The 19,598-nt window shown below is 36.9% G+C and carries 12 protein-coding genes, 1 tRNA gene and 1 pseudogene; 5 read left to right on the top strand and 9 right to left on the bottom strand.

Features of this window, described 5'->3' with window-relative positions:
* Positions 1-337 precede the first annotated feature (337 nt).
* The 5 genes from ACFIMQ_RS03125 to ACFIMQ_RS03145 form a co-directional block, all read right to left on the bottom strand.
* The gene (locus ACFIMQ_RS03125) at positions 338-469 is read right to left on the bottom strand and encodes a hypothetical protein (RefSeq protein ID WP_375703374.1); all 132 of its coding nucleotides are present in this window, start codon (positions 467-469) and stop codon (positions 338-340) included.
* A gap of 664 nt (positions 470-1,133) precedes the next feature.
* Entirely contained in the window at positions 1,134-2,477 is a 1,344-nt protein-coding gene (locus ACFIMQ_RS03130; protein WP_375703375.1) for an MATE family efflux transporter, read from the bottom strand.
* A 287-nt stretch (positions 2,478-2,764) separates the two neighbouring features.
* Positions 2,765-2,841 (bottom strand) — tRNA-His (locus ACFIMQ_RS03135).
* A gap of 138 nt (positions 2,842-2,979) precedes the next feature.
* Positions 2,980-4,062 (bottom strand): quinone-dependent dihydroorotate dehydrogenase, encoded by a 1,083-nt coding sequence (locus tag ACFIMQ_RS03140; protein WP_375703376.1) that lies wholly within the window; start codon positions 4,060-4,062, stop codon positions 2,980-2,982.
* 51 nt (positions 4,063-4,113) lie between these two features.
* Positions 4,114-4,449, bottom strand: coding sequence for a hypothetical protein (locus tag ACFIMQ_RS03145; RefSeq protein WP_375703377.1), 336 nt, complete (start codon positions 4,447-4,449; stop codon positions 4,114-4,116).
* 326 nt (positions 4,450-4,775) lie between these two features.
* Here ACFIMQ_RS03145 and ACFIMQ_RS03150 point away from each other — a divergent pair.
* Positions 4,776-5,485, top strand: a pseudogene (locus ACFIMQ_RS03150) (tyrosine-type recombinase/integrase); the annotation flags it as partial.
* A gap of 746 nt (positions 5,486-6,231) precedes the next feature.
* Complete coding sequence (gene mscL, locus ACFIMQ_RS03155) at positions 6,232-6,639, top strand: large conductance mechanosensitive channel protein MscL (RefSeq protein ID WP_026500234.1); 408 nt, start codon at positions 6,232-6,234, stop codon at positions 6,637-6,639.
* Positions 6,640-6,657: 18 nt separating this feature from the next.
* On the opposite strand, the gene ACFIMQ_RS03160 is transcribed toward mscL, so the two are convergent.
* Both ACFIMQ_RS03160 and ACFIMQ_RS03165 read right to left on the bottom strand, forming a co-directional pair.
* A complete protein-coding gene (locus tag ACFIMQ_RS03160; protein WP_375616375.1) occupies positions 6,658-8,343 on the bottom strand; it encodes an ATP-binding protein in 1,686 nt (561 codons plus the stop codon).
* Between the two features lie 1,236 nt (positions 8,344-9,579).
* Entirely contained in the window at positions 9,580-12,162 is a 2,583-nt protein-coding gene (locus ACFIMQ_RS03165) for a DNA translocase FtsK (protein ID WP_375616376.1), read from the bottom strand.
* 470 nt (positions 12,163-12,632) lie between these two features.
* Between ACFIMQ_RS03165 and ACFIMQ_RS03170 the strand changes: the two genes are divergently transcribed.
* From ACFIMQ_RS03170 to rpoH, 3 genes are all read left to right on the top strand, one after another.
* Positions 12,633-14,063 (top strand): aldehyde dehydrogenase family protein, encoded by a 1,431-nt coding sequence (locus ACFIMQ_RS03170; RefSeq protein ID WP_375616377.1) that lies wholly within the window; start codon positions 12,633-12,635, stop codon positions 14,061-14,063.
* A 32-nt stretch (positions 14,064-14,095) separates the two neighbouring features.
* A complete protein-coding gene (locus ACFIMQ_RS03175; protein ID WP_375616378.1) occupies positions 14,096-15,100 on the top strand; it encodes an RluA family pseudouridine synthase in 1,005 nt (334 codons plus the stop codon).
* Between the two features lie 148 nt (positions 15,101-15,248).
* Positions 15,249-16,133, top strand: coding sequence for an RNA polymerase sigma factor RpoH (gene rpoH, locus ACFIMQ_RS03180; RefSeq protein WP_375616379.1), 885 nt, complete (start codon positions 15,249-15,251; stop codon positions 16,131-16,133).
* 200 nt (positions 16,134-16,333) lie between these two features.
* Here rpoH and ACFIMQ_RS03185 read toward each other — a convergent pair whose 3' ends face one another.
* Both ACFIMQ_RS03185 and ACFIMQ_RS03190 read right to left on the bottom strand, forming a co-directional pair.
* Positions 16,334-17,758, bottom strand: a complete 1,425-nt coding sequence (locus ACFIMQ_RS03185; protein ID WP_375616380.1) for a hypothetical protein — start codon at positions 17,756-17,758, stop codon at positions 16,334-16,336.
* A gap of 236 nt (positions 17,759-17,994) precedes the next feature.
* Complete coding sequence (locus ACFIMQ_RS03190) at positions 17,995-19,284, bottom strand: adenylosuccinate synthase (protein ID WP_375607453.1); 1,290 nt, start codon at positions 19,282-19,284, stop codon at positions 17,995-17,997.
* Between the last annotated feature and the right edge of the window lie 314 nt (positions 19,285-19,598).

Raw genomic sequence — 19,598 nt, forward strand, 5'->3', positions numbered from 1 at the left:
TCCGACCTAATTTTACAGATGTGGGATCAATCTTATTATGATGCGCACATCCAGAGATTATTTTATCCTCTGCATTAGAACCAAAAACATGAACAATACGCTGAAGCTTCGGTAAGAAGGACAACCGCTCAATCTCAACCTACACGAAAATGCATGTGCAGGCGAATGCCCCCCATAATATGCAATATTTCAAGCCCGTCCATAGTGGTACCCCTTTTAAAAATTGTGCCTATGGCTTATAATAATCTCCAAAATATACATTTAGCCCTTGTCTGAAATAACTCAATTTTGGATTGATGAGAACGAAAACGCGCTGCGATAATCACGTTGTTCAGCCCTAATAACCGGCGCAAGGAAGCCAACCTGCACCACCAACGACTAAATAACGGTATTTCCTATCATTTTTGATCATATCCTCCACCCTTATTGTACATTTTATCAGCAAGATGTGCGCAGCAAGCCCATACATTTACGCTGCTAAGTCTCCATGTACGGTTTTCATTCTCAAACGCAAAATCATCTTTAGCTGAAGCAACTTGATATTGCAGTGCCTGTCCATAAAGCATATGCACAATTAATACCAAATATACATAGGGCAGTGCACATTTTTGGTTGTATTGTCATGAGAGAGAAGACCAAAAGCTTTATCCAAAAAGCATCATAATCTAAATTATCAAGAGCATTCTTCAATTCCCCTGAATTAAGACCCGTGATAAACAGGACTTGCAAAAATAACACCATCCAGCAGCTGCGATTGTTTTGACAAATGCATACACTTTAGCATCGCAATGGTAATAACTTATAAAAACAACAACTTTTTTAAATGACTCCTCAACGGCGTATGAATATAAGCACGTTTTTTCTCGTCATTTTTTAAGGTATTAAACTCTTCCAATCTACCTGAACTTACTCTTAAATTATAGCCGAATGATTTTAATAAACCCATATTATTTAAAAACTCAACAAATAATATTGAGTCTACAATCAAAGACACTTCTTTTCAATATTAAGCAAGTTTTGTAACCTATATTGTTATCTCCATAATTGTTATCTCCATAGAAGTAAAACAGCCTCTATGGACGGTGAGTAGCTATGCCTTCACAGCTAGTGCTTTACAAGCGCTTTTATAACACTCACTCTGCCCCAAACATAGGGTTGCATTTTATTAAATAACCCACGCGCATATAATTAAAGAGAGAAACGATTAAGCTTGCACCAATCATGCCAAGCCAATAGCCAATAAAGCCATATTCAAAAAAATGCGCCATTAGCGCTCCCCCCAATAGGCCTACCCCCCAATAACTTATTGCTACAACAATTGTTGACCAAAACGTATCAAGCAAACCCACAAGTATGCCATTGAGCATAGCTCCTAAAGTGCCAAAAGCAAAAGACAATAAGATGAACGGAAGCAACTTCCAAGAGAAAACAACAACGCGTTCTGAAGAAATATTAAAGATGGTTGTAAGGATAAATTCATAAGAGAGATAAACAACCACTGATAAAAATAAGACATAAGCTACAGCAAAAACTGTGACACTCATACGCAACTGTTTTAGAGCCATATTATTCCTATCTACTCTATACCACGCTGCTATTGTCGCGGCTGCGCTGGAAATCCCCAAAGCCACCACAGAAATAAGCATATCGAGACGCATCCCTATTGTATGCACAGCCAAAGCTTGGACCCCATAAGTCGTAATCATAAATGCAATGACCGAAGGAAAGCCTTCCGCAATAAGAATACGTATACCAATGGGTAGCCCTACTCGCAGCAATTGTATTATTCGTGAAATCTCTAACTTTGGTCTCAAATAATTAAAGCGAAAAGAATGAAAAGCAGAATTGCGGGACAAAATTATTGCTGCTGCAATAACAATCAAAATACGGATCAAACTACTCGCAATTCCAGCACCAAAGACACCGAAGCCGCTTGCAGGACCTATACCAAAAATAAGCAGCCAAGAGATAAGAAAATTCACGAGGATAGCCGCAAGCATAACCCAGGTTAAGGGCTTTGGATTATCAATTGCTGACAGTAATCCGCGGCTATTCACATAAAGATAAAAAAACACCACCCCTATAGCAGCGCCACTATTATATTCCTGCGCTATATTGGCAATTGTCCCATCTTGTCCGAGAAAACACAAAATATTCCTCGTGTTGAGTAAAATGATCGCACTCATCATTCCAATCAAAAGGGAAAGCCCTATTCCTTGATCAAACCATGCCTTTAATGCATATCTATCTTGTCTCCGAAAACTTTCCGCAAGTTTTGGTGCAACCGCGGTAATAATACCTAGCCCAAACAACATAACAAAACTAAATATACTCAGAGCTAACATTGTACCACTCAAGGCTTGCACGCCTAAATGCGCTACAAGCGCTGCTTCTGTGAAGGAAATCATCATCTGAGAGATAAACCCAACAGCCAGTGGCATGCCAAGAGATAGCAATTGCTTCATCACAACAAACATTGTGAATACCCTTCCATATTGAAAAGTGTATGAAGCTCGAATCTTTTAAACAAAACAATTGATTTGTTCCGTAAAATCTTTCCATCGCAAGTCTTGTGTAAAAGATGCATAATGAGAACGCATTAAAGTAAGAGGAGAAGCGCAATGCGCCTTATTGTTTTTTTGGAATGCCATGCGTTTTTTGTACAACATTATACCCCCAAGCAGTTACAGTCGGAGATACAATACTCTTAGCAAGCGTTTGTTCGTCTTGCACATCCATTTTCAGTATTTCCAATAAAATTTTTTGGTACGGTTGGTGGGATTTGAACCTACGACCTCTGGTGCCACAAACCAGCGCTCTAACCAACTGAGCTACAACCGCACAAAAAGCAAACGCATTATAACTGTTCACGATTTCGTAAACATTTATCCTTTGTTTATGTGACATAAGGAAGATCAACAAAGTTTGCAAGCCCCTTTAAACAAAACTCGCAATTTTTTGTGAAGAAAAAAGCGTTTTTTACAAAGGAAATTTTGCCCAATGCTCAAGACTATGATCACGATAGTTTTTTATGTTATCAACACCATCTTGTTGCATCATCTGCAAAATCTCTTTCAGAATAGTTATGACAAGATTTGGACCTTCATAAACCATTCCACTGTATAATTGAATCAAATCTGCACCAGCTTTTACTTTTTCCAAAGCGGTTTCAGCATCCTTTACACCGCCAACACCGATAATTGCAATCTCCTTCCCTAACTTTTGACGCATTTTTGCAAGCACAATAGTAGAACGTTCAAAAAGTGGATGTCCAGAAAGCCCTCCCTCTTCATTACTGAAGTGACTATTGCTAAGCCCCTGGCGTGAAAGAGTTGTGTTAGAAACAATCAGCCCATTAAAATCAGAAAGTTTTATTTCTTCAGCAACATCATCTAATTCTTTCTCTGATAAATCAGGAGCAATTTTTAAAAAAATGGGAATGGAGAATCCATGCTTTTTCTCTTGCTCATTTCGCACTTGCGAAATTGCACTCAACAAAAGATGCAAACTTTCACGGGCCTGTAAATCACGTAAACCTGGTGTATTAGGAGAAGAAATATTAACCGTAAAATAATCAGCAACATCATAAAAATGAGCAATACCAACAGTATAATCATCAATCTTATTAACTGTATCCTTATTAGCTCCAATGTTAACTCCTACAACACCAGTTTTTTTACACACACGCAATCTGTTGTAAACAACTTGATGTCCGTCATTATTAAAGCCCATTCTATTAATAATCGCTTCATCTTCTTTTAAACGAAAAAGCCGTGGTTTAGGATTTCCAATCTGAGGCTTTGGTGTCACTGTCCCAATTTCAGTAAAACCAAATCCTAAACGAAAAATACCATCCACAACCTCTGCATTTTTATCAAACCCCGCTGCAAGACCAATAAAATTTTTAAACTCAAGCCCAGCAACAGTTACACACAAACGTTTATCGACAACCTTTTGACAGCCATTTAATCCACTTTTTAGCCCGAGAATCGCTAAACAGTGCGCTTGCTCTGGATCCAACATAAATAAGGCAGAACGGCCAATACAACGAAAAAAACTCATCAATCCTTCTCCACAACATAAAAATGATCCATCGCACCTCACCTATATCTTTTAACACAAAAGATTATCAATCAAAGAGAGCATATTATCCAAATAATACTGCTCTCTTCTATAAGAAACTTCATCATAAAAATCCATTAATAACCATACACGTTTATATTGATGCATACCGTGTAAAAACTTTTTATTCTTTAAAAAACGTTTCTCTTTTTTGCTACTGTTCAGAGATAAACTTTCAAACCTAAATCTTATAAAATGCGGCATAAATTGAGACATCAATGGCTCTTCACCAAAGCCATTCTCTTCTTTCTTATAGGTAAGCTTATCCCCCCCTTTAAAAGGCAAGAAAGTTATCTCTATTCTCAAAGTTTCTTTGTGTAATATCATATAATATATTGATTTTAATGATAATTAATCGTTATTCATATCGAATGAGAATCCCGAATATCGTAGGATTCTCTCACTTCAAATCTGTTTATCTTGAATCAATCAAAACCATTCGCTTGCACGTCACAAGCGGGGCTGGCGTGTGAGTAAAAACTGTATAAAAAAGAACTAAAATGGCTCTTATGAACCCTCTCTAGTGCCAAGGGCTGTCGCAACACCCACGAGATGGCAAAGTGTGTGATGGTGCCGGCTTGCTTCTTCATAAACGTAAAGATGGAGGTGCTCAATGGCTTTATCATTATACCATTCATGATCGCCGTCGCGAAATGGGCTTGGATGCTCTTTGAGAGATGTTTCTTAAAAAAAAGAGCGTGAATTGGCAATCCAATGGCATTCTGTTTTACGTGAAGGTCGTGACCCCATTAAAGAACGCAATAAACAAAAGCGTGAGGCAATGCGCAATCTCCATTATTAAAAAGATATCGCTTTGGATACTTTTGAAAGTCGTAAAGCTGAATTAAAAGGTGATGGTAAGAATGGGAACTGGTTTTCTCCCTTGCGGCTTTACATTCTCCCTAAATTAGGCTGTCTGTCCGTTTCAGAAATTACCCAAACAGAGATACGCAATACGCTTGTTCCTATTTGGCATACAAAAGCTACAACAGCAGAGAAAGCACTAAACCGTCTTAATATTTGTCTCAAACATGCGGCGGCTTTGGGTTTGGATGTTGATTTACAAGCAACAACAAAAGCACGCGCTCTTTTAGGAAAACAACGTCATAAGATCACTAATAGACCAGCAATGGATTGGAAAGATGTGCCAGCTTTTTATAAAACACTTTGTAAAAAAACTATGACACAACTGGCTTTGCGTTTGCTTATCCTTACAGGCGCTCGCTCTAGCTCTTTACGTCATATTCATAAAGACCAAATTGATAATGATATATGGATTATCCCTGCTGAAAATATGAAAGAAAAGCGCGATGCTACAACAGAATTTCGCGTACCTTTATCATCAGAAGCACTAAAAGTAATTGTCGAACACATGGTCGAAATGATGACAGTTGATCATTGAACCCACATCCTATCATACCAACAACTTCCAAATCAAAATGATCTTGCTAACCCTATAGTTCTCCTATCTATAAACTAATACAATCTTCCAGTTAATGAAATGTGCTTCCTTCCATCGGTGATCGCCATTTTCAGTTCATGTAACACAATACAAATAGCTTTTAGATAAGCTCTAATATGCCCCTAATTGCTATTATCGCTTGCTAAATTAAGAGAAATTAAGTTGTAAATCTTACTCTCACCTTCTCTATCCACTTCTTCCATCAGTGCTGAAATATATTTTTTATTCCTAAATTCTCTTTTTATAATAAAATGTTATGCCAATATATATGCTTCATTTATATGTACTTCATTTGAAAAGCTTTCTGATAGCTCAGCTTTCAACACTACCCATTTTGTGGTATTGTGTAAAAATCTCTTTTTTTAATGTTAACATAAAAATCTTGAGGAAATTATATAAATTAAGCTACAGTTTTCTACTTTCTGTTGAAAAAAGCAGATATAATTTTTATCAAAAAAACTTTTTTCTAGGAAATGTTCTATATACATTCAAATAGAATCCTAAAGCTCTTTATTAAACCTTATAAAGTTCTTTGAAAATAATATTAATATCGTAATATATTCTTAAAAATAAAATCTGCCCTTTCCTTTTTCATCAAAAGCGGTAAGTAAATTACCGTATATCACTTACATAAAGGGGAAAACGCAATGCTTAAAGAATTCAAAGAATTTGCCTTAAAAGGTAATATGATTGATCTTGCTATCGGTGTGATTATAGGGGGTGCTTTTGGTAGCTTGGTCAACTCAATTGTCAATGATATTTTTATGCCAATCATTGGGCTGATTACAGGTGGAATTGATTTTTCTAATATGTTTATTCAACTTGCTGGCGAAAAACAAGCAACATTGAGTGCCGCCAAAGCAGCTGGAGCAACCATTAGCTATGGACACTTTATTACTTTACTTATCAATTTTCTCATTATTGCTTGGGTTCTTTTTTTATTCGTTAAAGCCATGAATAAAATCCGTAGAAAAGAAGAAGAAAGCCCCAAAAAAACGTCTTCAGAAGAACAACTTTTAACAGAAATTAGAGATCTTTTGGCTAAGAAAAAATAAATTTATGCATGATTAACCTCATGGAACACGAGGAAAAAACATTTCCACAGTTGTTCCATGATTGGGTTTTGAGAACAGTAAAAATTGTCCTCCTCTTTCTTCCACCATTGCTTTACACATTGGAAGGCCTAAACCTGTTCCCATAAAAGCGCTATCACCAGATCGTCCATCTTTGCGCTCTACTTGACCATAAGGTTGCAGTGCCTGTATAATCTCTTCTTCGTTCATCCCTATACCATTATCACTCACTGAAATTTTTACACGTTCTTTTCTATAAGAAACGTGAACAATAATCTGTCCACCCAAAGGTGTAAAACGAATAGCATTGGAAAGAAGATTCCATATAATCTGGCGAAACACTTGTTGTGATACAGGAATAAATGGAACGTGAGGTGGAGCAACAATACGCATGATAATGCCGTTCTGATTGGCTTGAGTTTCAAGAAAAGCTATCGTCGCACGTAAACAAGATATAACATCAAATGTTTCAGAAATAAGGGAAGAATCAATCTGGTTATCGGAACCAGAATAATTTATCTTCGAGCACTCTAGTAATTGATTAATCAGCGATAATATATGCTTTCCAGAGGAAATAATATCGCGTAAATATCCATGATAGCGCTCATTTTCTATCGAACCAAAACGGCCTTCTCTCATAATTTCTGCAAAACCAATAAGAGCATTCAAAGGTGTTCGTATTTCATGAACAACTCCAACGATTTTATCCTCTTCTGCTTTTTTTTCTCCTGATCGAACTGTTTGTGTCCTATCACGTAACATAACAGCATAATTGCCTTGCTTTGCCAAAAATACAATCGTTATCAAAACGGTTATATTTTTATGATTTTTTGTCATTAAATCAGCGCTTTCACTGCTATTTAAAACCTGATTTTTCCCCTCTATACGGATTGATTTAAAATATTTTTCAACCAAAGGTCGGCTTTGCAAAGTAAATAATGAAGAGAATGGCTGTCCTCGTAGTTCATTTATTTCATAACTCATTAATGCTAAGGCTGCCCTACTCGCTGATTGAATAAAGCCCTCTTCATCCAACCATAAAACACCATCAGTTGCTGTATCCAACAATGATAAAACTGCAGCGGGCTCTTTTACGAGAGCTTGTTCTATAGCATTTACCGGCAATGTTTGTGTATATGGTAACTGAATAGCTGTTTCTTCAACTAAATTTTCTTCTTTTGCCGATGAATTCAATTCATCACGCAATTGCTCGGCAATCTCACGAAAAGCTGATCGTTCTATCTCAGAGAGACACGGCATTTTCGTCTTCAGCTTTTCATCTCTTTTTTCTTGGACTTTTTTTCGTACTTTTAAAACACCAAAGCCACAAAATCCCTTAAGCTTCTTTTTAACATCAAAAATTGGTAAAGCAGATAACTCAACATCAAGCCATTGTGAACAGCCATCAACAGGCCATTGAACAATCTCTTCATTCCAAGGTACAGCCGCTTCAATAAAACGACTAAGAATCCGATACCGCTCATCATTAAATTGATAAGCAAGATCATGAAAACTACATCCTAAAATAGAGGAAGAGAGAGGCCCAACAACTTCAGCTAACTCTTTTGAAACTTCACAAAATAAACCATTGCTATCAATTTTCCACGTAAAAGGTCGCGGTAAAAGCTCTGGTGTAAAACGAAAAGCTTCTTGCTTACATTTTAATTCATTTGTATTTAACTTCAACTCATCTTCTTTTAATGGCATAACTAAAACTAAAAAAGTATTGGATTTACTCTCAAACGAATAATGCTAATCTTTTACAAGTACCTTCTCTGGTTACAATACTCTGACATCTTGTATCAATTGTCTGTAGCAAAATTTTGACTGCTTCACCAACAAAACAAAAATAAAAAGAATTCCCCAACACTGTTGCTTATTCACCTATTAAGGTAACAAGATTTGTTACCTTAATAGGAACAGGATCCTCACATAAAATAGTCACCCAAAAAAGAATACACTTAATTTTGCGCATTCATGCGCCTGTTTTAAAGAGATATATCCCACGATCCCCAAACTTATTTACGACGTCCCCCATAAATGGTGCGCTATAAAGATCACCATAGAAGATATCAAAGCATTGTGTATTACCATTTTATTCTTACGCAAAAATTAGCCAGCACCATCATTATACTTTCCAGCTCCTCATGTTGCCAATAGTTTTTGGCATTTGAATGCCCTCATCAGAGGCATTTAAATTTCTTTTTTAAATGTTTTTTACCCATACGCTAACTTAACTTATGATATACAAAAAAATGGTTTTGACTATTCAACATGGAATAGATTTGAAATGAAAAAATCTTACGATATTGGAGACTTTTATTCACAAAAATAATGATAAACTATCATTATAAATCAGTATATTACATGATAAAAGTCCGAAATTAAAAATTTCTTTTTCAAATAAAGTCTCGTAAGAATATCTTTCTTGCACTGATAGTATCAAATGATAATAAATTCAGCGTAGCGCTTTAAAGCACCCAACGCAACAGACCTTGTATATTGGACACTCTTCTTATGATACTCTCCATAATCGCCCAAAGACCTTTTTTTCATTAAAATCGAGACAGAAAAAAACAAAAAATACATCACCACACTATTTTACTCAAGAATCTCTCTGTAAATAGAATAGAAAACAAACATCATCGGTCTTCATATAAAGATTTGTTTAATTTCTTTACATTCCAGATCATTGAGAAATATTAAAAATATCTTACAATCTCCTTTGATATCAGCCTGTTTACCTCATTAGCAATTTTAATACAAAAAATCACTTTTGCTTTATGACTCTCTACTCAATTTTTTAATATTATGATAAAAAATAAATACGTGTAGCCCATTTTCTCTGAAAAAATAAAACAAGCACATTTAAATAATGACTGTCAGACATTTTAAAAATTGCCCATTTTAAAATGTGCTTGTTTATTTCCCTTCATTGAGTAGAATTTCACGTTTTCCAACATGATTAGCGGCTCCAACAATGCCTTTTTCTTCCATCTGTTCGACAAGAGAAGCTGCTTTATTATAGCCGATTGAAAGTCGACGCTGAATATAAGACGTTGAACATTTTCTATCACGCATAACAATCTTTACAGCTTGATTATAAAGTCCCTCACTCTCTTCATCAAAATCTTCGTCCTCAGAAAGTCCAACCGTTGAATCAGCAGAAGCATCCTCTTTGTTATCGTCTTCATTATCCGTTACCGTTGCTAAATAATCAGGTTTTCCTTGCATTTTAAGATGTGCAACGATGGATTCAACTTCTTCATCAGAGACAAAAGGGCTATGAACGCGCACGATGCGCCCACCACCTACCATATGAAGCATATCCCCCTGACCTAAAAGCGTTTCAGCACCTTGTTCACCCAAGATCGTACGACTATCAATTTTTGAGGTTACTTGAAAAGAAATGCGGGTAGGAAAGTTCGCTTTAATTGTCCCTGTGATAACATCAACAGAAGGACGCTGCGTTGCCATAATAAGATGAATACCTGCCGCACGCGCCATTTGCGCTAAGCGCTGAATGGCATTCTCTATTTCTTTCCCTGCCACCATCATAAGATCAGCCATCTCATCAACAATCACAACAATATAAGGAAGCTGCGTGAGATCCATGGCTTCTTCATGATAAAGCATTTCCCCTGTTTCCTTATCAAAGCCCGATTGTACAGTACACATGATCGTCTCGCCTTTTTGAGCTGCAAGTGCAACGCGTGCATTAAAACCATCAATATTACGCACACCTAACTTAGCCATTTTGCGATAACGTTCTTCCATTTCACGAACCGCCCATTTTAAAGCTGTTACTGCTTTTTTAGGATCTGTTACAACAGGTGTTAAAAGATGTGGTATGCCATCATAAACAGAGAGCTCTAACATTTTAGGATCAACCATGATCAAACGACACTGCTTTGGTGTCATACGATAAAGAATCGACAAAATCATTGTATTAATTGCAACAGACTTTCCTGATCCTGTTGTTCCCGCAACCAATAAATGAGGCATTTTTGCTAATTCTGCAATGACCGGTTCACCATTAATCCCTTTCCCCAAAGCAAGAGCAAGTTTAAATTCACTTTCACGAAAAGAACGTGTTTGGATTAATTCCCGTAAATAAACGGTTTCACGAACCGCATTGGGTAACTCAATCCCGATAACATTACGTCCAGGAATGACAGCAACGCGTGTAGAAATAGCAGACATAGAACGTGCAATATCATCAGAAAGATTAATAACGCGCGATGACTTTACACCCGCAGCAGGCTCAAATTCATACATTGTAACCACTGGCCCTGGATGTACATGGATAACTTCACCCTTAATACCAAAATCTTCCAAAACACTTTCCAAAAGTCCAGCACCGCGTTCTAATGTTTCCTGAGGAATCATCGTACCTTCATGAAAAACAGGTTTCTGTAATAAACTGACCGGAGGAAACTCATAAACATCACAGTCAACAGAGTGCATATTTTGCACAAAAGCAGAATCATAATTGCCTAATGGCGCGCGGCTAGATTGGAATATTTTAGTTTTAACGTTTGCTTGCATCACAGACAAATCTTTTGAATTCTTTGTGACATCTTTTGTTACACAATCAACGGTATTATTAGCGATAGTATTATTGCTATTTTCAGTCTCTATACGAGCCCCAGCACCGCTTAACGCCTCAGTATTGTTTAACGCTTCTGCATCACTTTGCGTATGGATACAATCTTCAACAGAAAGCTTAGAATGATACTTTTTAGCCGTATCATTATTTGTATGCATTAAATCAGAAATTTGCTCAACACCTCGCATCCTTTCTGCTGGAGATTCTGATGTAATTGAATCATAGAGTTGTGGAAAGCGGTATTCAAGAACACGATAAAGAGCAGTTATTGACTCATCAAAGGCAGAAGGAATATGAGGTGTAATTTCATTTTTTGTGTCAATCGATGCATCCTCTTTTGAAGTTTGAGTATCCACATATTCAAATATCAAAGATTCACACTCAAAAAATGCATCATTGGAAAGGTGCAAAGCAGGATTCATTTTTTGTAGCACATTTTCTCCTGGTAATTTATGTTCTTGTTTATCCTCCTTAAGCGGAATATTTGCTGGTGACATACCAATAGTTTGTCGTGACAACTGCTGTAAAACTGTTGAATGACAAACTGACGTTTTATTCTCTATTGATTGAGGATTAATGACTTTTTTTGTCGATAGAACATTTTTCGTTTTCTTGTTACAGCGTACAATATCTGTAATTTGTTTTTGATCTTGCTTCGTAAAAATTTTAAACTGTTTTGCAAAAATTGGATCTGTTTCTATACGACGACGCAAAATTTCAACTTCTGGGGTACGCGTAAAACGGACGTTTTTTCCGAGGGTAAATGCCTTTTTCCACACTTCCGGATAAGGAAATATCTCGGTAATCTTAATAGATAAATCTTCTCTTGATGCACCTTTTGTACCATCATCAGAAAAAGAAGATGTAGAAATAGATTTTGTTTTCGAATTATGCATGGCACCCAACAAATTTATAGCAATGAGAAAAATAATCTTTTCAAAAAGAATTCATAGAGACTATCGTATGAAGGTTAATAACCTTTTGCTGATAGCTACTTTTCAATAAAAAAAATAATGCCATAATGCATATTCATAATGTTTTTTCTTCCTATTTACGACGTAAATTGCCCAGTTTATGGTGTCATAGAGCTCGTATTTCATTTGTTTTGAAGACAACTTCATGATAAAAAAAGCTTCAAGGAAATTGTCTATACTTCTCTTTCTCTCCCTTTTCATAAAAGAAATTAGTCTCAATAACACAAATGGTTATATAAGCATTGCTCTATTAAATTCTCCATGCTCAATTACCATAATATAATCTAGTTTCTCGCGTTTTTATAAGATTACCCTTGTTATCCTCGTTTAAAAAGGCTTAGACTAAGATAATCATAATGACATAAACACAAATAGAAAAAAGGGAGCGAATTATGTTTAACAAACGGAAATTTTATATCAATGGTCTATGGGATGATCCAAGCACTCCTCACGACTTTGACGTCATTAATCCATCAACAGAAGAGGCTTGTGCTGTCATTAGCCTTGGAAGTACAAAAGATGCCGATAAGGCAATTAACGCGGCTAAAGAAGCGTTTCAAAAATGGAAAACAACATCACCAAGCGAGCGTCTTGGATTCGTTGAAAAAATTCTAGAGATCTATGAAAAACGTTCCAAAGACATGGCAAAAACCATTTCAATGGAAATGGGAGCACCAATTGATATGGCGCTTAATGCCCAAACTGCAACCGGAAGTTCCCATATTCGCAATTTTATCGAAGCTTATAAAGAGTTTTCATTCCAAGAAACTTTAATAAAGGGAAATAAGCAAGCAATCCTTCACTACGATCCTATCGGCGTTGTAGGATTAATTACGCCATGGAATTGGCCCATGAATCAAGTAACGCTTAAAGTTATTCCTGCTCTCTTAGCAGGCTGTACCATGGTGTTAAAGCCCTCTGAAATTGCGCCTCTTTCTGCTATGCTTTTTGCTGAAATTTTAGATGAAGCAGCACTTCCAGCCGGTGTTTTTAATTTAATCAATGGTGATGGTGCGACTGTCGGCTCTTACCTCTCTGCACATCCAGATTTAGAAATGATCAGCTTTACTGGTTCAACCAGAGCAGGAAAAGATATTTCGAAAAATGCCAGCGCAACTTTAAAAAGAGTCTGTCTGGAACTTGGGGGAAAAGGAGCGAATATTATTTTTGCTGATGCCGACTCAGATGCTATTCAACGTGGTGCACGACATTGCTTTTATAATAGTGGACAAAGTTGTAATGCACCGACTCGTATGCTTGTGGAACAGAGCATCTATGACAAAGCCGTAAAAATAGCTAAAGATATTGCAGAAACAACAAAAGTAGGACCAAACTACCAAGAAGGAAATCATATTGGTCCTGTCGTTTCAAAAAAACAATACGATAAAATTCAAGAACTTATCCAATCGGGAATTGATGAAGGTGCAACTCTTGTTGCAGGCGGAATTGGTTTACCAAAAGGAATGGAACGCGGTTATTATGTTCGTCCAACAGTCTTTGCTGATGTAAAACCTCATATGCGTATTTTTAAAGAAGAAATCTTTGGTCCAGTTCTCTCGATTCTTGCTTTTAGTACAGAAGAAGAAGCCGTCGCTTTAGCCAATAACACTGAGTATGGTCTTACAAATTATATTCAATCACAAGATCGCAACAAATGTCGTCGTATTGCAGCACAAGTACGCTCTGGTATGGTAGAAGTTAATGGACATGGGTTACCCAGTGGAAGCTACTTTGGAGGTGTAAAATTTTCTGGGCGCGCCCGTGAAGGGGGACATTGGGGAATTAAAGAATTTCTTGATAGTAAAGCAATTTCATACTGGTAAGAGAATCTTATTAAAAACTTAATAGGAATCGTATGGTAATACAGAAAATAACGGATGAAGGTGCTCTTGGGCAACGTCTTGACCAGTGGCTCGCAAAACAATACCATAATGTGCTCTCACGTTCACGTTTGCAAGCCCTCATCCATGAAGGCTGTCTTAAGATTGATGGTCTTCTCATAAAGGAACCAAAAACAAAATTAAAAATTAACCAAATAATTGAATTGGCAATGCCTGATCTTCGTGATGCAGAACCTAGCGCTGAAGCTATCGCATTGGACATCCTTTTTGAAGATGATCATATCATCGTTATTAATAAACCAGCTGGTCTTGTTGTTCATCCTGGGAATGGCAATTGGACTGGTACGTTGGTTAATGCTCTTATTTACCACTGTGGTAATAGTTTATCTGGTATAGGTGGTGTTAAACGCCCTGGCATTGTCCATCGTCTCGATAAAAATACAAGCGGTGTTATGGTTGTTGCAAAAAATGATCTTGCCCATAAAAGTCTTAGCGCTCAATTTTCTGATCATGGACGTACCTGCGCATTAGATCGACGTTATCATGCCTTGATTTGGGGGGCACCTCAGCGCAATGTCTGGACAATTGATGCATCACTTGGTCGTTCGCCCCATAACCGAACAAAGCAAGCTGTTATTCATAGCCAAAATCCTTATGCTCGTCATGCTGTTACACATGTTTCTCTGCTTGAAAAATACGGTACTCATCCAGACTCAACGTCTTTTGCTAGCCTTCTGGAATGTCGCTTGGAAACCGGACGTACCCATCAAATCCGTGTTCATATGGCTCATATCGGACATCCTCTCGTAGGTGATACGGTTTATGGAAATGCTTTTAAAACAAAGTCAAATACCCTTAATCCCATTATTAAAAATGTAATAGATCAATTCAACCGACATGCACTCCATGCTGCAAGTCTTACTTTTGAACATCCTTCTACCGGTAAAGTTATGTCGTTTTCCACACCGCTGCCTCAAGATATGGCTAAACTTATTAAGCATTTTAAAAAAATGAATTGAAACTTTTCTCCTTCTCAAGATTTGACAATAAAATATCTTTTTTTGAACAAAATTCAAAAATATGCTAAAGTGAGGTTACAAGGGTAGTTCGCTATCTGAAACAGAGAATTTGCCTTATCAGGGAATTCAGACAAAAGGAGGGTGCTATATGGCCCATATGAATTTGTTATCAGTAATAACAGGCGATGGCGGTTTAAATCGTTACTTAGAGGAAGTCCGTCGTTTTCCAATGCTTGAACCAAAAGAAGAATATATGTTAGCTCAGCGTTACCGTGAGCATAATGACTTAAAAGCTGCGCATAGGCTGGTAACCAGTCATTTGCGTCTCGTAGCTAAAATAGCGATGGGATATCGCGGCTATGGACTCCCCATTGGAGAAGTCATTTCAGAAGGTAATGTTGGACTCATGCAAGCTGTTAAACGTTTCGAACCAGAACGGGGTTTTCGTCTTGCAACCTATGCAATATGGTGGATTAAAGCATCAATCCAAGAGTATGTATTGCGATCTTGGAGTTTGGTGAAAATGGGGACAACAGCCAATCAAAAGCGCTTGTTTTTCAACCTTCGTAAGATAAAAAGTAAACTTCAAGCCCTTGATAGCGGTGATCTCAACGCAGAACAAGTAAAAGAAATTGCAACCCAGTTGAATGTTACGGAAGATGAAGTTGTTTCAATGAATCGTAGGCTTGGTGGTGACGCGTCACTCAATGCACCGATTCGGACAAAAGAAGGGGAAAACAGTGAGTTGCAAGATTGGTTGGTGGATGAATCTAACGATCAAGAACAAATTTTAATTGAAAAAAGTGAATTGGAAAATCGTCGTTCTATGCTCATAAATGCCATGGACAATCTGAATGAACGCGAAAAACGTATATTCAAAGCGCGTCGTTTAAACGATATTCCACTAACCCTAGAAGAACTCTCTGGTGAATTCAACATCAGTCGAGAGCGAGTAAGACAAATTGAAATGCGTGCATTTGAAAAAGTGCAAAATTTCATCAAAGATTCTGCTTTATCTCAAGCTCAAGTATAAAATTCTAGAATTCAAGTATAAAGCCAATTGTTTGCACATTCTTAAAGTAAAAATGAAAAAAGGCATATATTGGCTTTATACGGGTAAATTAGCCTATCTAATTTTTTGAGTTATTGATGTATAGGCTTTGCTGAGCGCATTTGGTATAATTGATAGAAACAGATATAGAGAATTCTCCACAACCTTTTATTTTTCCGCATCTATGTTTTATTTTTTTGACCAAGGACTGTTAATTTATCTTGTTGTGTAAGCCATTGTCCAATAACTTCATCAAAAATAGACTCACCGTTTGGTCCTTTTGCAAAGGTTAATTCATTTATACGTCCGTTTTTATCTGTTAACACCAAACGCATCCAATCTAATTCTCGCATCAATTGTAAATTTTGATCAAGAAAAGGATGATGACCACTCAATGCAACAAGAAAAAAGTCATCGTTAATCTTTGCAGCAATGGTTCTTTTTAAAGGCTGCCCAATGGATTGTTCACTTGCTTTAAAGGTTAATGCTTGAACATTGCTTATAGCTTTACCTGAAAACTTATCAGAAAGAATAAAAATAAGGTCCATAATATACGCAGCAGGAAATGACCGATCGGTATTACGACGTAAAATTAACCGTAATGATACCCCTTCATCGGGAATTGTTATATCACCTTGTATAGCGGTTTCTTCTGGCCCCCCGTCCTTCACATGAGGCTCCTTTATAAGCGTCCAGCGAGCGCTCCCTGTTGCTATCTTTTCTGCATCATAATTTGTACGCGCTTGATAAAAAACAGCTTCCCCCGATTTTTCAAGCGATTGCAAATTTCTGGCAACAACTGTTGAGATTCCTTCTTCATCCGAAGAATCTGTCGCTTGTTTTAAACCAACATCAATTTCACTCCCATCCTCTAATAAGCGTTGTGTTAACTTTCTCTTAATCGAAAGTGCCTTTGGGACTCTGTGAGAAGCTTGAAGATTTTCTCCCAACAACTGATGATCATTTGATATAAATACACGCTCACCAACAAAAAAAATACCAACCGTTAAAACAACAATACTAATAACAGAAACAGCACTTATCACAATACGCCTTTGCACCAGTGATTTATTAGCGCGGCGTAAAGCCTGGGAAAAAATATGCGAAACAATATGCGGATTATCTTCCTGCGAGGGAGAACCCTTTAACGTACAGCTATTAACATGCTGAGAAGAGAAATAAGCCCCCATATTAACAGGCTCTGCATCTGGTATATCTGATACATAAGGCTTATCAAATACTTTATTATCTTTTGAACGTGCAACAAAATCCTGCTTTCTTTTTATGTTTACCACTGAAAATTCATTATTCTTTGGTAATATAGCTTTTTTTGTAACTTTCTTATCTTCATTTATATTTTTGGGATTCCACCCAATAACTGAAGAAAGCAATTTCTTTTCAACTACTAAATATTCTTCTTCAACGGTTGCGATAGAACTTCGAAGAATCTTTCTTTGTTCATCCGCTATTGCTTGTGGGATTTTTGCTATTACAAATTGATGTTCTAGTGTTTCGATAGCCCGCTTATAAATCCGCTTGCGCACTTGTGGTGTAATATTATTTTGTGCATTAATTGTCTTTTTTAAGATTCCAACGAAATCTACCATTTCCTCTATAATCTCTCTTAAACTGAGAAAAAATCAATAGTAAAGCCAAAAAACTTTATTTTAGCCTTCTAAATTGGTTGTCATTTAATATTGGTACAACTATCGCAATAATGTAAAATGAATATGAAAAATAAACAATGCTATTTTGCACCTTTCTCTTACGTGCTCTTAAAAACTTTTTTGTAAAAAGATACAAAAACGAACAGAGAACATATATAGAAATCTAAAAACAATCATCAATTTGCAAAGGGATCTGTAATCAGAATAGTATCTTCACGCTCTGGACTCGTGGATAATAAAGCTACTTTTGTATTAATCCGTTCTTCAATATAGCGTATGTATTTAACAGCCTGCGCAGGTAAATCTTCCCACGTCAGCGCATGTGCTGTTTTTTCCTTCCAACCTTCTAATGTTTCATAAACAGGCTTCACCCGAGCTTGAGCTCCCATGGAAGAAGGTAAATAATCAATCCTTCTACCATCAAGCTCATAACCAATACAAATTTTTATTTCATCTAAACCATCCAAAACATCAAGTTTTGTCAATGCTATCCCTTGCACACCGCAAATTGTTACCATCTGACGTACTAAGACAGCATCAAACCAACCACATCGACGCTTTCGACCCGTTACAACACCAAATTCATGTCCACGCACTCCCAGAAATTCACCAATATCATTTATTTGCTCTGTCGGAAACGGCCCTTCTCCAACGCGTGTAGTATAAGCTTTTGCAATACCCAAAACATAATGAATTGCACCAGGTCCCATCCCTGAACCTGTACATGCCTGCCCAGCAACTGTATTCGATGACGTTACATAAGGATAAGTTCCAAAATCATTATCAAGTAAAGCACCTTGCGCACCTTCAAAAAGAATGTGTTTCCCTCCTCGATACCCTTCATCTAAAAGACGCCACGTACAATCCATAAAGGGTAAAATTTTATCCGCGACTTGCATCAATTCATCATAAAGTGCTTGAGAATCAATTTCCACAACACCCATTCCACGACGCAAAGCATTATGATGCCTCAAAAGCCGCTCAATCTTAGCCATAAGCGTATCTTTTTCTGCTAAATCCATCACTCGGATAGCACGACGTCCTACCTTATCTTCATAAGCCGGTCCAATACCACGCTTTGTTGTACCAATCTTTAAACCAGATAAACCGCTTTCTCGAATTGCATCAAGGTCACGATGCAAAGAAAGAATCAAGGGAGCATTTTCAGCAATCCGTAAAATTTCTGGTGTAATTTGTACACCCTGATCACATAGTTTTTTTAATTCTGCAACAAAATGATGAGGATCAACAACAACACCATTTCCAATGATTGATAGCTTTCCACGCACTAAACCAGACGGTAAAAGTGATAATTTATAACTCACTCCATCAATAACCAATGTGTGGCCAGCATTATGCCCCCCCTGATATCTTACCACAATATCTGCTCGCTCAGACAACCAATCTACAATTTTACCTTTGCCTTCATCACCCCATTGTGTACCGACAACAACTACATTGGCCATAACTTTCTCCGTCGTGTTTGGTCAAAAAAACCAGCATTCAAAAACAAATGCTTCCTTATAACGAAACCTTAGAGCAAGTGCGACTCCTCATTTCAGATTTTTTTCAATCTTCAAGTGATTAAATTTTACAATTTATGATAATAAAAATAAACAAATACCAAAATATTCTCAATCTGTCATTTTTGCCACAAAAAGCAAAAAGATAGAGATTTTAATTTGTGCTTTACCTAACACCTGACAAAGCATTCATTTTCCCTTCTTTCTTTCACAATTCATGTAATATTCAGAAGCCATTTCTCTGACACAAGAATACG

It is taken from the genome of Bartonella sp. AD13SXNS (assembly GCF_042196465.1).
Lineage (GTDB): Bacteria > Pseudomonadota > Alphaproteobacteria > Rhizobiales > Rhizobiaceae > Bartonella.